The organism is Burkholderia sp. MSMB1588 (assembly GCF_001546925.1).
Lineage (GTDB): Bacteria > Pseudomonadota > Gammaproteobacteria > Burkholderiales > Burkholderiaceae > Burkholderia > Burkholderia humptydooensis.
Map to the genome: position 1 here is coordinate 1,387,620 of NZ_LNJS01000001.1, position 13,535 is coordinate 1,401,154.

Annotated in this window: 13 protein-coding genes; 10 read left to right on the forward strand and 3 right to left on the reverse strand. The window is 68.1% G+C overall.

Features of this window, described 5'->3' with window-relative positions:
* Positions 1 to 4 precede the first annotated feature (4 nt).
* From WS92_RS18205 to WS92_RS18215, 3 genes are all read right to left on the reverse strand, one after another.
* Positions 5 to 805 (reverse strand): ATP-binding cassette domain-containing protein, encoded by an 801-nt coding sequence (locus tag WS92_RS18205; RefSeq protein WP_006026467.1) that lies wholly within the window; start codon positions 803 to 805, stop codon positions 5 to 7.
* Between the two features lie 12 nt (positions 806 to 817).
* Positions 818 to 1,963: an ABC transporter permease gene (locus WS92_RS18210; RefSeq protein WP_006026468.1), complete on the reverse strand. Its 1,146-nt coding sequence runs from the start codon at positions 1,961 to 1,963 to the stop codon at positions 818 to 820.
* A 101-nt stretch (positions 1,964 to 2,064) separates the two neighbouring features.
* The gene (locus WS92_RS18215; protein ID WP_059929331.1) at positions 2,065 to 3,114 is read right to left on the reverse strand and encodes a sugar ABC transporter substrate-binding protein; all 1,050 of its coding nucleotides are present in this window, start codon (positions 3,112 to 3,114) and stop codon (positions 2,065 to 2,067) included.
* A 247-nt stretch (positions 3,115 to 3,361) separates the two neighbouring features.
* On the opposite strand from WS92_RS18215, the gene WS92_RS18220 reads away from it, so the two are divergent.
* From WS92_RS18220 to WS92_RS18265, 10 genes are all read left to right on the forward strand, one after another.
* Complete coding sequence (locus tag WS92_RS18220) at positions 3,362 to 4,243, forward strand: MurR/RpiR family transcriptional regulator (protein WP_006026470.1); 882 nt, start codon at positions 3,362 to 3,364, stop codon at positions 4,241 to 4,243.
* Positions 4,236 to 5,255, forward strand: a complete 1,020-nt coding sequence (iolG, locus tag WS92_RS18225) for an inositol 2-dehydrogenase (protein WP_059929330.1) — start codon at positions 4,236 to 4,238, stop codon at positions 5,253 to 5,255. The genes WS92_RS18220 and iolG overlap by 8 nt, the downstream gene beginning before the upstream one ends.
* Positions 5,256 to 5,267: 12 nt before the next feature.
* A complete protein-coding gene (locus WS92_RS18230; protein ID WP_059929328.1) occupies positions 5,268 to 6,305 on the forward strand; it encodes a Gfo/Idh/MocA family oxidoreductase in 1,038 nt (345 codons plus the stop codon).
* Positions 6,306 to 6,433: 128 nt separating this feature from the next.
* Complete coding sequence (locus WS92_RS18235) at positions 6,434 to 6,664, forward strand: sulfurtransferase TusA family protein (RefSeq protein ID WP_006026473.1); 231 nt, start codon at positions 6,434 to 6,436, stop codon at positions 6,662 to 6,664.
* A 230-nt stretch (positions 6,665 to 6,894) separates the two neighbouring features.
* Positions 6,895 to 7,443, forward strand: a complete 549-nt coding sequence (locus WS92_RS18240; RefSeq protein ID WP_059934220.1) for an ISAs1 family transposase — start codon at positions 6,895 to 6,897, stop codon at positions 7,441 to 7,443.
* A 193-nt stretch (positions 7,444 to 7,636) separates the two neighbouring features.
* Positions 7,637 to 8,023, forward strand: a complete 387-nt coding sequence (locus WS92_RS18245; protein WP_059929735.1) for a hypothetical protein — start codon at positions 7,637 to 7,639, stop codon at positions 8,021 to 8,023.
* A 320-nt stretch (positions 8,024 to 8,343) separates the two neighbouring features.
* Positions 8,344 to 9,048 (forward strand): response regulator transcription factor, encoded by a 705-nt coding sequence (locus WS92_RS18250; protein WP_004193573.1) that lies wholly within the window; start codon positions 8,344 to 8,346, stop codon positions 9,046 to 9,048.
* On the forward strand, positions 9,045 to 10,409 hold the full coding sequence (locus tag WS92_RS18255) for a FecR family protein (RefSeq protein WP_059929733.1): 1,365 nt from the start codon (positions 9,045 to 9,047) through the stop codon (positions 10,407 to 10,409). The genes WS92_RS18250 and WS92_RS18255 overlap by 4 nt, the downstream gene beginning before the upstream one ends.
* Before the next feature lie 10 nt (positions 10,410 to 10,419).
* The gene (locus WS92_RS18260; protein WP_015601033.1) at positions 10,420 to 12,813 is read left to right on the forward strand and encodes a CHASE2 domain-containing protein; all 2,394 of its coding nucleotides are present in this window, start codon (positions 10,420 to 10,422) and stop codon (positions 12,811 to 12,813) included.
* 89 nt (positions 12,814 to 12,902) lie between these two features.
* A complete protein-coding gene (locus tag WS92_RS18265; protein ID WP_059929731.1) occupies positions 12,903 to 13,520 on the forward strand; it encodes a DUF4136 domain-containing protein in 618 nt (205 codons plus the stop codon).
* The last annotated feature ends 15 nt before the right edge of the window (positions 13,521 to 13,535 follow it).

A 13,535-nucleotide genomic window follows, 5' to 3' on the forward strand; every position in this document is an offset into this window, starting at 1 on the left:
TGGATCAAATGGTCGCGCCGTCGAGTTCGGCGATCATCTTCTGCATCTCGGCGCCGCCCGCCATCATGTCGAGCACCTCGTTCTTGCTGATCGTGTCCTTCGTGAACGTGCCGAGCGAGCGGCCGCGGTTGAGCAGCGTGAACGAATCGCCGATCGGGTACGCGTGATGCACGTTGTGCGTGATGAAGATCACCGAGATTCCCTTCGCGCGCGCGGTGTGGATCAGCTTCAGCACGTTGAAGCTCTGCTTGACGCCGAGCGCGGCGGTCGGCTCGTCGAGGATCAGCACGCGCGCGCCGAAGTGGATCGCACGCGCGATCGCGAGGCACTGGCGCTCGCCGCCCGACATCGTGCCGATCGGCTGGTGCGCGTCGCGCACGTTGATGCCCATCTCGGCGAGCTTCGTGCGGGCGATCTGCGCGCTCGAATCGAGATCCATCACGTTCACGAGGCCGAACAGCTTCTTCTGCGGCTCGCGGCCCATGAAGAAGTTGCGCGCGACGGACAAAAGCGGCACGAGCGCGAGGTCCTGGTAGACGGTCGCGATACCGAGGTCGAGCGCGTCCTTCGGCGAATCGAACAGCACCGGCTTGCCGTCGACGAGATACTGCCCGTCGGACGGCTGGTGCACGCCCGCGAGCGTCTTGATGAGCGTCGACTTGCCGGCGCCGTTGTCGCCGAGCAGGCAATGCACCTCGCCGCGCTTGACGCGCAGCGTGACGCCCGACAGCGCGATCACCTTGCCGAAATACTTGCTGACGTTCTCGAGCGAGAGAATCGTATCGTTGGATGCTGGCGTGGACATGCTTGAACTCCGTTACGACTGCGACACGCGGCGGCGCACGTAGTGATTGAACAGCACGGCGACGAGCAGCATCACGCCGAGGAACACGCGGAACCAGTCCGAGCTGATGTTCGTGTAGGTGATGCCGATCTGCACGACGCCGAAGATCAGCGCGCCGAACGCGGCGCCGATCACCGAGCCGTAGCCGCCCGTGAGCAGCGTGCCGCCGATCACCGCGGCGATGATCGCCTCGAATTCCTTCTGCAGCCCGCGGTCGGCCGCGGCCGAGCCGATGTCGGCCACCTGCAGCACGGCGAACAGGCACGCGCAGAACGCGGTCAGCACGAACAGCGAGATCTTCACGCGGCGCACCGGCACGCCGACGTTCTTCGCCGCGTGCGCGTCGCCGCCTGCCGCGAGGATCCAGTTGCCGTAGCGCGTCTTCGCGAGCACGAACGCGCCGATCGCGGTGACGGCGAACCACCACAGGATCACCTTCGGCACGCCGGGCACGAGCGGCTCGCCGTTGTCGAGCAACTGGCCGACGCCTGCGTGCGCGAGCCAGCGGAACAGCTCGTGGAACGCGACGCCCTGAAACAGGAAGTGCACGACGGCGTCGGCGTGCGCGTAGTCGCCGAGGCCCGAGACGATCGTGCGGTCGGCGAACATGATGGACAGCGCGAGCGTCAGGCCGCGCAGGATGAACAGGAACGCGAGCGTGACGATGAACGACGGCAGCTTCGTGCGCATCACGAGATAGCCGTTCAGCGCGCCGAGCGCCATCGAGCCCGCGAACGCGAACAGCACCGCGAGCCAGATCGGCCAGTGGAAGTAGACGGTCGGGATCGCGACCATCATCCCGGCGAAGCCGATCATCGAGCCGATCGACAGGTCGAACTCGCCCGCGACCATCAGCAGGCACGCGCCGACGGCGAGAATGCCGAGGTAGGCCGCGACCTGCGACCAGTTCATGATCCCGTCGAGGTTGAACATCCCGGAGCCGCCCGCGCCGAACGCGAACACCGCGAACACGAGCACGGCGCCGGAAATCGCGGCGAACTCGGGACGGTTGAGAAAGCGCTGGAACCACGCTTCGCCGCGCAGCCGCTCGTCGGACGCCGCGCCCGGCTGCGGCTTTTCGTGTGCGTGCGCTGACATGTGCTTGCCGACTACACCCATGATGTCTCCTTGATGCCCGGCGCGCGGCGCGTTCGGCTCCGCTTCGCCGGTAAAGCGCGCGGGCGTGCGCCCGCGCGTCGTGCGAATCGATGCGATGGACGTTAGCGGTACTGGCCCGCGTACTTGATCACCTTGTCGAGGTTCTCCTTCGTGATGAAGCCCGGGCCCGAGCGGATGTTCTTCGGCCCGTACGACGGCTGCAGCCCGTAGGTCGAGAGCCGCGCCTGGAATTTCGGGTTCGCCTCGAGGATCTGGCGGATCTTCGCGGGATCGGTGGTCTTGTTCTGCTTCGCGATCGCGAGCACGGCCACCGGGATGTAGCCCTGCAGGTACGGCTGCTGGTCGATCGCGAACTTGATCGCGCCGCTCTGGATCGCCTTCGCGATGTCGTCGGAGAAGTCGAACGTCGCGAAGAACAGCTTGTTCGCGAGGCCCATCTGCTGGACCGCCTTCAGCGACGCCGCGGCGGGCACCGGGCCGAGCGTGAGGATCGCCTGCGTGTTCGGGTGGTTGCGCAGATACGCGCTCACCTTCGACTGGATCTCGGTCGGGTCCTGGCCGGAGTCGATCGTCGAGCTCTTGTAGTCGGCGCCGATCGCGTCGGCGAAGCCGCGGCAGCGGTCGAACGACACGCTGTTGGTCGCGATGTGGTTCACGCAGACGAAGTTCTTCACGCCGGCCGCCTTCGCCTTCTCGCCCGCCGCGCGGCCCGCGACGTACTCGGGCTGGCCGACGTGCATGATCGCGCCCAGTTGCGCGCTCTGTTCCTCGGTGCCGGAGTTGATCGTCACGAGCGGAATCTTCTTCGCGGTGACTTTCTTCAGCGAATTCTTCAGCACGTCGTAATCGGCGATCGTCGTGATCACGCCGTCGTAGTCGCGCGCGGCCGATTGCTCGATCAGGCGCGCCATGTCGGCGATGTCGCCGTTCGGCGGATTGCGGTAGTCGGTCGTGACGTCGAAGTCCTCGTCCGCCTGCTTGATCGCGTTCTTGATCGTGTTCCACCACGAATCGGAATCGGGCGCGTGGCTGATCAGCGCGAAGCGCGCGCCTGCCGCCTGGGCGGCCGGGGCCGCGCCGCCCACGCCCGCCGCGACGGCGATCGCGGCGACGCATGCGCGCAGGACGGCCTTGCCGGTGCAAAGTCTCATGTCTCCACCTTTCTCTATCTGTCGTTTTCGGGCGAACGCAGATCGGGCCGCGTTCACGAGCAAGGTTAGGTCAACTCGCCGTGAATTGCAAAGAAAATTTTATTTATTGGTGTGTTGGAAAATTTGTTCCATTTTGTGGGCGCAGTGCCTATACTCGGTGCACGACGACAAGACAACGGACAAGGCGTCCGGCGCCTGGCCGCCACGCGCACGGTGCGCGTGGCCGGGCGCGCCGGACGGAACGCACATGGACGACACGACACAACCGGAGACGCCCGCCGTCGACGATCTGCTGCAACGGATCGCCGACGCCTTCGACACGCTGCCGCGCCAGTTGAAGCGCATCGCGTCGTATATCGACGAGCACCGCTCGAGCGTGATGATGGACCGCACGAGCGACATCGCCGAGCGCTGCGGCGTGCATCCGTCCGCCGTCGTGCGCTTCGCGCAGCGCTTCGGCTTTTCGGGTTTTTCCGATTTGCAGGCGGTGTTCAAGGATGCCTATACGGGCCAGAACCCGACCGTGCAGAGCTACCAGCAGCGCATTCGCAACCTGATCGACGGCAAGTCGGGCCAGATGACGGGCGGCGCGGTCGCGCGGCAGTTCATCGACGCGTCGCGCGCGGGGCTCGACGAACTCGCGGCAGGCCTCGACGACGACCAGTTCGACGCGGCCGTCACGATGCTCGAGCGCGCGGAGAACATCTACGTGGTCGGCGTGCGCCGCTCGTTTCCGGTCGCGAGCTACATCGTCTACGCGCTCCAGCATACGGCCAAGCGCGTGCATCTCGTGTCCGGCCTCGGCGGGATGTACCGCGAGCAGATCCGCAGCGTGAAGAAGGGCGACGTCGTGATCGCGATCAGCTTCGCGCCGTACGGCAAGGAAACGCAGTACTGCCTGCGCGCCGCGCGCCACAACCATGCGCAGACGCTCGTCATCACCGACAGCCGTCTGTCGCCGCTCGCGCGCGACGCGAGCGCCCATTTGCTCGTGAAGGAGGGGAGCGCGTTCGCGTTCCGCTCGCTCACGAGCACGATCTGCCTGTGCCAGGCGCTCTTCATCGCGCTCGCGTACCGGCTGGAGTTGAACGTGGAAGAAGTCAAGGACACTGGAGGATACGATGACTAATGCAGTACCGACGATCGACGTCGCCGTGTTCGGCGCCGGGCGCATCGGCCGCATTCATGCGGGCAATCTCGCGCGCCGGCCCGGCGTGCGGCTGAAGTACGTGGTCGACGTGAACCGCGACGCGGCGGCCGCGCTCGCCGCGCAGCACGGCGCGCAGGTTGCCGACGTCGAGGGCGCGCTCGGCGACGCGTCGATCGGCGCATCGGTGATCTGCTCGAGCACCGACACGCACGCCGATCTGATCGTCGGCTCCGCGCGCGCGGGCAAGCACGTGTTCTGCGAGAAGCCCGTCGACCTGACGCTCGCGCGGGCGCGCGCATGCGAGGCGGCCGTCGCGCGGGCGGGCGTCGTCTGCATGATCGGCTTCCAGCGCCGTTTCGATCCGACGTTCGAGGCACTCAAGCGCCGCGTCGACGCGGGCGAGATCGGCACGCCGGAGATGCTCGTCGTGACGAGCCGCGATCCGGGCGCGCCGCCTCTCGACTACATCAGGCATTCAGGCGGGATCTTCAAGGACATGCTGATCCACGATTTCGACATCTTCCGCTGGGTCCTCGGCGACGACGCCGACACGCTGCACGCGAAGGGCAGTTGCCTCACCGACCCGGCGATCGCGGACGCGGGCGACGTCGATTCGACCGCGGTCACGATCCGCACGAAGCGCGGCCGGCTCTGCCAGATCAACACGTCGCGCCGCGCCGCGTACGGCTACGACCAGCGCTTCGAAGTGCTCGGCAGCGCCGGGATGCTGCAGGCGGGCAACGTGCGGCCGACCGAGGTGACGGGCTACTCGGCGCAGGCGGTGTCGACGGACCTGCCCGAGGCGTTCTTCCTCGAACGCTATCGCGCGGCGTACGCGCGTGAGATCGAGCACTTCTTCGCGGCGGTGACGAGCGGCGAGCCGGTGCGCACGACGATCGCCGACGGCGTGAAGGCGCTCGAGCTCGCCGAGGCGGCGACGCTGTCGTGGCGGGAAGGGCGCGCGGTGAAGCTCGATGAAACGGCGGCCTGAAGGAGCGATGCGATGACAATCAGCCACCGCTCCGCACCCGTGCGGATCGGCATCGCGGGGCTCGGGCGGCTCGGCCGGCGCCATGCGGAGAACCTCGCGCGGCGTGTCGCGGGCGCGCGGCTCGCGGCCGCGTGCAGTCCCGTCGCCGACGAATGCGCGTGGGCGCGCGATGCGCTCGGCGTGCCGCGCGTCTACGAGGATTTCGATGCGCTCGCGGCCGACCCCGAGCTCGACGCGCTCTGGCTCGTCACGCCGTCGGCGCTACATGCGGACCAGATCGTCGCGGCGCTCGCCGCGGGCAAGCACGTGTTCTGCGAGAAGCCGCTGTCGCTCGATCTCGGCGAATGCGAGCGGGTGCTCGCCGAGGCGCGCGCGCGGCCGCATCTCGTCGCGACGATCGGCTTCATGCGCCGCTTCGATCCGAGCTATCGCGACGCATACGCGCGCGTCGCGGCGGGCGAGATCGGCCGGCCGTTCCTCGTGCGCTCGCAGACTTGCGACCGGAACGATCCGGAAGGCTTCTTCGTGCGCTTCGCGCCGACCTCGGGCGGCATCTTCCTCGACTGCACGGTGCACGACATCGACGTCGCGCGCTGGCTCCTCGGCGCGCCGCGCGCGACGCGCGTGTACGCGGCGGGCGCGGTCGCGCTGCACGAGGGCCTGCGCGCGTGCGGCGACGTCGACAACGGCGTCGCGATCTGCGAGTTCGAAGGCGGCCGGCTTGCGATGTTCTACGCATCGCGCACGATGGCGCACGGCAACGACACGCACTCGGAAGTGATCGGCACGGCGGGCGGGCTCGCGATCGGCCGCAACCCGCGCGCGAACCGCGTCGAGATTTACGATGCGGCGGGCATTCGCAACACCTGCACGCCGACGTTCTTCGACCGCTTCGAGGAGGCGTTCCTGATCGAGGCGCAGGCGTTCGTCGCGGCGGTGCGCGGCGAGGGCGGCACGGGCGGCGCGACGCTCGCGGACGCGCTCGAGGCGACGAGAATCGGCCATGCGCTGCGCGAATCGCTGCGAACCGGGCGGGCGATCGAGCTGTAGCCCGACGCACGCGCGCCGCACGGCGGGCGGCGCGCGTGCGCTCGCGCGGGGGCGGACGGGAGCGCATGCGGTAGAATCTGTCGTTCCGATAGCGCCGCGACGGCGCGCCATTCGAAGGTCGAAAGCCGATGCTCATTCACAAGGAAGTGGACGCGCGCGGGCTCAATTGCCCGCTGCCGATCCTGCGCGCGAAGAAAGCGCTCGCCGACATGGAAAGCGGCCAGATTCTGAAGGTGCTCGCCACCGATCCCGGCTCGCAGCGCGATTTCGCCGCGTTCGCGAAGCAGACGGGCAATGAAATCGTCGAATCGTCGACGACGCAGGACAGGACGTTCGTCTTCCTGATGCGCCGCCGCTGACGCGCGCGGGCGCCGGAAGCGGCGGTCCGCCGGCTCGCGCCGCGCAGGGCAATCGCATGAATGGGCGTTAACAATCAAGGAGTGACGAGCGGGGTTGTAAACCGAGGCGAATCAAGCGTTTACTACCATCTTTTGCGGAGGCATCAGATGACGGAAACGCAAGCCTTGAGCATCGAAGACGCGTTCGGCGAGTTGCGCGATCCGCGTAGCCGGACGCCGGCCCACGATTGTTGGCGGTCAAGGAGAACCAGCCGACGCTGCTCGTGGAGATTCGCACAACGCTCGACGCGCTCGACCGTCTTCCGCCCGGCGAGCGCTGGGACGGTTCGAATGAGCATCGAGCCGTCGAAAAGGACCACGGCCGGATCGAAACGCGTCGCTGCCTCGTCGGCAACGTGATGAGCACATGGCGCGCGGCGGCGCTGTGGCCGGGCATGCGCTCGATCGCAATGGTCGAGGCCACACGCGAGATCGGCGGCACGGTGTCGGTTGAACGCCGGTATTACGTGACGAGCCTACCGCCCGATGCGGTGCGCGTGGCGCACGCCGTGCGTTCCCACTGGGGCATCGAGAATTCGATGCATTGGGCGCTCGACGTGGCATTCGGTGAAGACCTGTGCCGGGTGCGGGTCGAGAATGCGGCGCAGAACTTTGCCATCCTGCGGCGCATCACGATGAACCTGCTGCGCAAAGATACTCAGACCAAGGCCGGCCTCAAAATCCGTCGACTCAAGGCCGCCACCAGCGACAACTACCGGGCTCAACTCCTTGGCTGGTAAGGACCTTCATGCAATTGCCCTGGGCGCGCCGCGTCGTGTCTGACAATCCTTAAACCACCTTCCTGCGCGCGTTGCCTATACTGCGCTGTCGAGTCTCGTCTGCGGAATCGCGCCGTGTCGCACGGCGGCTGCGAGCGGGACGTATCGCAAAGAACAGGCTCGTGCGTGTCGCCGCGGCTAACTGGGGGAGGTCATGCTGTTCAGGTCGGGAACGATTCGGATACCGTTCGAGCCGAACGGCAGGGCGCGCGAGCGGGCGCGGCCGATCCAGCGCGTCGAGCTCGATCCCGAGCATGACCGCCATGCGCGCGCCGCGCTGGAAGCGTATGCGGATTCGAGCGCGAACGAGATGCCGTGGCTCGCCGAATGGATGCGCGAAGCGCTCGGCAGCCCGCAGCCGGATCTGACGCGGTGCGCCGCCACCATCGAGCGCGTGTTCGACCTCGCGCACGCGTGGGCGGCCGGGCAGCCGGATTACGCGGGCGCCGCATGGGAGCACGTGCGCGGCCGTCTGCATGAAGCATTGCAGCACGCGCCGCGTGCGATCGCACCCGATGCGCTCGAAACCGATCCTGTCTGACGATTGTTTCGTTTCGCCGCGCTGCCGGCCGCGCGTGCGGCCGGCAGCGCGGTCATCGCGTTGACATAATTACGCGGCGATACGCACATTTCTCCGGGCGTTTTCATACTACCATCATGAAAACGCCGATCAGGCGTGCCCCGTTTTTGAGATATGGGGTGATCGATCACATAGAATACCGGTTCGCGCGTGGCGCGCCGGACAACCTTCACCATTCAGCCGATAATGGCAAGTTACAACGAATCGGGGGCTCGTGCGGGCCTGCCCATTGCCGCTCGGCGGTTGCGGGAGCCTGAATGGATTTCGTTTTGCGGGGTGCTATGAGAATTGCTGTACTGGATGACGATCAGGCTCAGACGGACTTTGTCAGTCAGACGCTGACGGCCGCGGGCCATACATGCTATGCCTTCAAGGAAGGCAAGGCGCTGAAGAAGCGGCTGCAGCGCGAGACCTTCGACCTGCTCGTGCTCGACTGGAACGTGCCGGACATGTCCGGCGAGGAAGTGCTCAAGTGGGTGCGGGCGAACCAGGTCGAACATCGCCTGCCGATCATCTTCATGACGAGCCGCGACGACGAGGCGGGCATCACGCAGATCCTGAACGCGGGCGCCGACGACTACGTCGTGAAGCCCGTGTCCGGTCCGATCCTGCGCGCGCGGATCGGCTCGCTGCTGCGCCGCGCGTATCCTGTCAACGCGGAGTCGTCGATCCGCGAGTTCGACAACTACAAGTTCGACGCGAACCTGAAGCAGGCATACGTCGGCGACAAGCCGGTGAGCCTCACGCAGAAGGAGTTCGAGCTCGCGCTGCTGCTGTTCCAGCATCTCGACCGGCCGCTGTCGCGCGCGCACATCCTCGATCTCGTCTGGAAGCAGGCGACCGACATCCCGTCGCGCACGATGGACACGCACATCTCGATGCTGCGCACGAAGCTCGGCCTGCGCCCGGAGAACGGCTACCGGCTCGCGCCGATCTACGGCTACGGCTACCGCCTCGAGCGCGTGATGCAGGGGGACGCCGAGTGAGCGCACGCGGGATCGTGACGCAGTCCGTGCTGACGGCGTGCTGCGCCGCAGCCGCGGCTCTCGCGGCGCAGCACGCCGCCGCGCAGTCGCCGAAGAATCCGTCCGCGCAGACCGTCGATTACACGACGCGCGGCGGCGACACGCTGTACGACGTCGCGGCCCGCTATCTGCAAGGGTCGGACGACTGGCCGCTCGTCGCGCAACTGAACGACGTGCCGGTGCCGAAGCACCTGCGGCCGGGCATCGTGCTGAAGCTGCCCGCCGCGCGGCTGCGCAAGGAGCCGCTGTCGGCGCGCGTGATCGCCGCGCACGGCGCGGTCGAGAGCGCGGGGCGCGGTGCCGTGCAATTCGCGCCCGTGGCCGTCGATGCGACGCTGACGGAAGGCGACCGCCTGCGCACGGGCGCGAACGCGTTCGTCACGCTCGAGCTCTCGGACGGCACGCACCTGAGCCTGCCGCCCGACAGCCAGATCGATCTCGCGACGCTGCGCCGCACGGTGCTCACGGGCACGCTCGAGCGCGTGATCGATCTGCGCCGCGGCTCGGTCGATAGTGAAGTCACCCATCTGAAGAAGAAGGACGACCGCTTCCAGATCCGCTCGCCGTCGGTCGTCGCCGGCGTGCGCGGCACGCGCTTTCGCGTGAATTACGACAAGGACGGCCATGCGTCGACGACGGTCGAAGTGCTCGACGGCACCGTGGGCGTCGCGCCGAGCGCGAAGCGCGCGGCCGACACGCTCGTCCACGCGAACTTCGGCAACGTGACGAGTGCGAGCGGCGTCGTCGGCAACCCGATCGCGCTGCTCGACGCGCCACGGCTCGTCAACCCGGCGAAGGTCCAGGACGATCCGCAGGTCGCGTTCGATCTCGTGCCGCTCGGCGGCGCGCAGCACTACCACGTGCAGATCGCGCGCGACGCGGGCCTGTACGACCTCTTCAAGGAAGTGCAAGTGACGGCGCCGCACGCGACGTTCGCCGACGTGCCGGACGGCACCTATTTCGTGCGGATCTCGGCGACCGATTCGCATGGCCTCGAAGGCCAGCCGCGCATCTACGCGTTCGAGCGGCGCCGCTTCGGCATCGACGCGTCGGCGGCGCCCGCCGACGGCGGCTATGCGTTCCGTTGGTCGACGACGGAAGGCGGCCCGTCGGCCGGCAAGACGCGCTTTCGCTTCGTGCTGTCGCGCTCGAAGGACCTGGGCAACCCGATCGTCGACCAGGTCGACGCGCAGGGCGGGCGGATCGCCGTGGCGAACCTGAAGCCGGGCGACTACTACTGGACCGTGATCGCGGAGCGCTACGAAGGCGGCCGTTTCTACGAAAAGGCCGGCGCGGTCAACACGTTCACGATCGCGCGCTGATGGGCGGCGGATGAGATTCGACCGCACGCAACGGCGGCGGCTGCTCGGCCGCCGCTTTCTCGTCGAGTGGATCGCGATCGGTTGTCTCGGGGTCGCGGTGATCCTCTCGGGCGTCGCGGGGCAGATGACGGCGAGCGTCGACCGGATCATCTACGACCGTCTGCTCACGCTGCGCAAGCTGCCGATCGAGTCGAACATCGTGATCGTCGAGATCGACAATCGCAGCCTCGACACGCTCGGCCGCTGGCCGTGGCAGCGCAGCATCCACGCGGAATTCCTCGACGCGCTCGCGAAGACGCATCCGGCGGCCGTCGTCTACGACGTGCTGTTCACCGAGCCGTCCGCCGACGACCGGGCGCTCGCGAAGGCGCTCGACCTCGCGCCGACGTTCCTTCCCGTGCTGCTGAGCCCGGAGGAGCGCGACGGCACGCGCACCGTCAATCCGCCCGTGCCGGTGCTCGCGCGGCATGTCGCGGGCGCGGGCCACATCAATCTCGAAGTCGATCCGGACGGCATCGTGCGCAGCGTCGCGCTCTTCGAGAGCGACGGCCGGCACCGCTGGCCGCAGTTGATGGTGCCCGTGTTTCACGCGCTCGAGAACGGCCAGTTGAAGCTCGCGCAGCCGGCGCCGATCGCGCGACGCGCGCACGACATCGCACAGGACGACAACGGCGAGTCCCGCTATTTCATCCCGTTCAGCCGCGCGTCGCAGAACTATCCGGCGATCTCGTTCGTCGACGTGCTCGCGGGCCGCGTGAACCCCGACGAGCTGCGCGGCAAGATCGTGATCGTCGGCGCGACCGCGTCGGGGCTCTACGACCGTTTCGCGACGCCGATCTCGGGCGAGTTCGGCCCGCTGCCGGGCGTCTACATCCATGCGAGCGTGCTCGACACGCTGATGACGGGCCGCGCGATCTCGCCCGTGTCCGGCTGGCTCGTGTTCAGCGCGTCGCTGCTGCCGCTCGTCGTGCTGCTCGCGGGCTTCCTGATGCTGTCGCCGTGGCGCTCGCTGCTCCTCACGCTGAGCCTCGCCGGGCTCGCGGTGGCGTCGAGCGCGGCGCTCCTCTACGAGGCGCGGCTGTGGCTGTCGCCCGCGCCGGCGATTTTCGGGCTGATCGCCGCGTATCCGATCTGGAACTGGCGGCGTCTCGAGATGACGATGTCGTACCTGCGCTACGAGCTGCAGCGCCTTGCCGACGAGCCGCACCTGCTGCCCGAGGCGCCGCGCGAGCGCAACGAATTCGGCGGCGACGTGCTCGAGCGGCAGATGGCGCTGATGGCGCAGGCCGCGCAGCGCGTGCAGGACATGAAGCGCTTCGTCTGGGACAGCCTCGACAGCATGCCGGAGCCCGTCGTCGTGACCGATCTCGCTGGCACCGTGCTGATCGCCAATCACGCGGCGAAGCGCTACTGCGCGCGGCTGAACGCGCCCGCGCCGGAAGGGCGGCCGCTGCGCGTCGCGTTCGGCGAGCTGGCGTTCACGAAAACGGTCGACGGCAACGCCGAGCAGGACGTCGAGATCCGCACGCACTGGCCGGCCGCGCTCGACCCGACGCGCGACTACGGCAACGACGTGATGGAGCGCGGCATCGAGGTCCGCGACCGCAGCGGCCTCGACCATCTGCTACGCTACGCGCCGTGCACGAACGCGCAGGGCAACGTGACGGGCTGGATCGCCGGCCTCGTCGACGTGACCGCGCTGCACGCGGCCGAGCGGCAGCGCGAGGAGGCGCTGCATCTGCTGTCGCACGACATGCGCTCGCCGCAGTCGTCGATTCTCGCGCTCGTCGAGATCGAGCGGCAGCGGGCCGAATCCGAGCACACGCGCGGGCTGCTCGCGCGCATCGAGCGCTACGCGCAGCGCGCGCTGATGCTCGCCGACGAGTTCGTTCAGCTCGCGCGCGCGGAATCGCAGACGTATCAGCTCGAAGCGGTGAGCTTCGCCGACCTGCTGATCGACGCGAGCGACGAAGTCTGGCCGCAGGCGCAGGCGAAGCGCATCCGCATCGACACGTTGTTCGGCGACGAGCCGTGCTGGGTCGGCGCCGACCGCTCGCTGATGACCCGCGCGCTCGTGAATCTGTTGAACAATGCGGTCAAATACAGTCCGACGGACACGGTGATCGCGTGTACGCTATCGGTCGAACCGGGCACGAAGCGCATGCGTTGCACGATCCGCGACCAGGGCTACGGCATTTCGCTCGACGATCAGCGGCATCTGTTCGAGCGCTTCAAGCGGTTTCACACGAACGAGCGGCCGGAGGTCGCCGGCTCCGGGCTCGGCATGGCGTTCGTCAAGACCGTGGTCGTGCGGCATGGCGGCGGCATCGGCGTGGACAGCACGCCGGGCGTCGGCACCGCGATCACCGTGTCGCTGCCGACGCTCGACGAGCCGTCGGCGTGACGACGCAGGCATTCGACCGCCCGGCGCGAGTGGGGCTCGCGCGCGGGCGGATGGCTAGGACGGGGGCGAACAGCGATATGGGAGAAGCTATGAAAGTCTTGTGGACGGGGGCGGCGCTGGCGGCCGCACTGTTGTCCGGGTGCGCGTCGGTGACGACGGGCGTCAGCGCATCGGCGGCGCCGGGGGCGCTGGCGGGCGCGCGAACCTACGATTTCGCGCGCACGGCCACGCAGGCCGACAACGCGGATTACCGGCAGATGGAGACGCTCGTGCGCCGCGAGCTCGCGCAGCGCGGCTTCGACGAAGCGGACGGCGCGCAGGCCCGCTACCGCGTGACGATCGCCTATGCGACGCAGCCGGCGTCCGTCGCGCTGACGATGCCGGGCTGCGGCGGCGCGCAGCAGCCGGCGTGCGTCGCGGTCGACGGGCCGGCGCCGTTCGCGCTGCCGTTCGCGGGCACGGTCTACCGGCACGTGCTGACGCTGCGCTTCGTCGAGCGCAGCAGCGGCAACGACGCGTATCGCGTGTCGGCGGCCGTGCAGGACCGCCATCCCGACGCGCTGCGGGCGACGCCCGTGCTCGTGAAAAGCGCGCTTGCGCGCGTGCCGTTTTCGGACGGCGGCGGCTGGCTCGTGAAGACGAAGCAGGGCGAAGCGGGGGCGACGCCGGGCGTCGTGTCCGTGAAACCCGCCAGCGCCAAGCCGTAACGCGCGACCGTCACG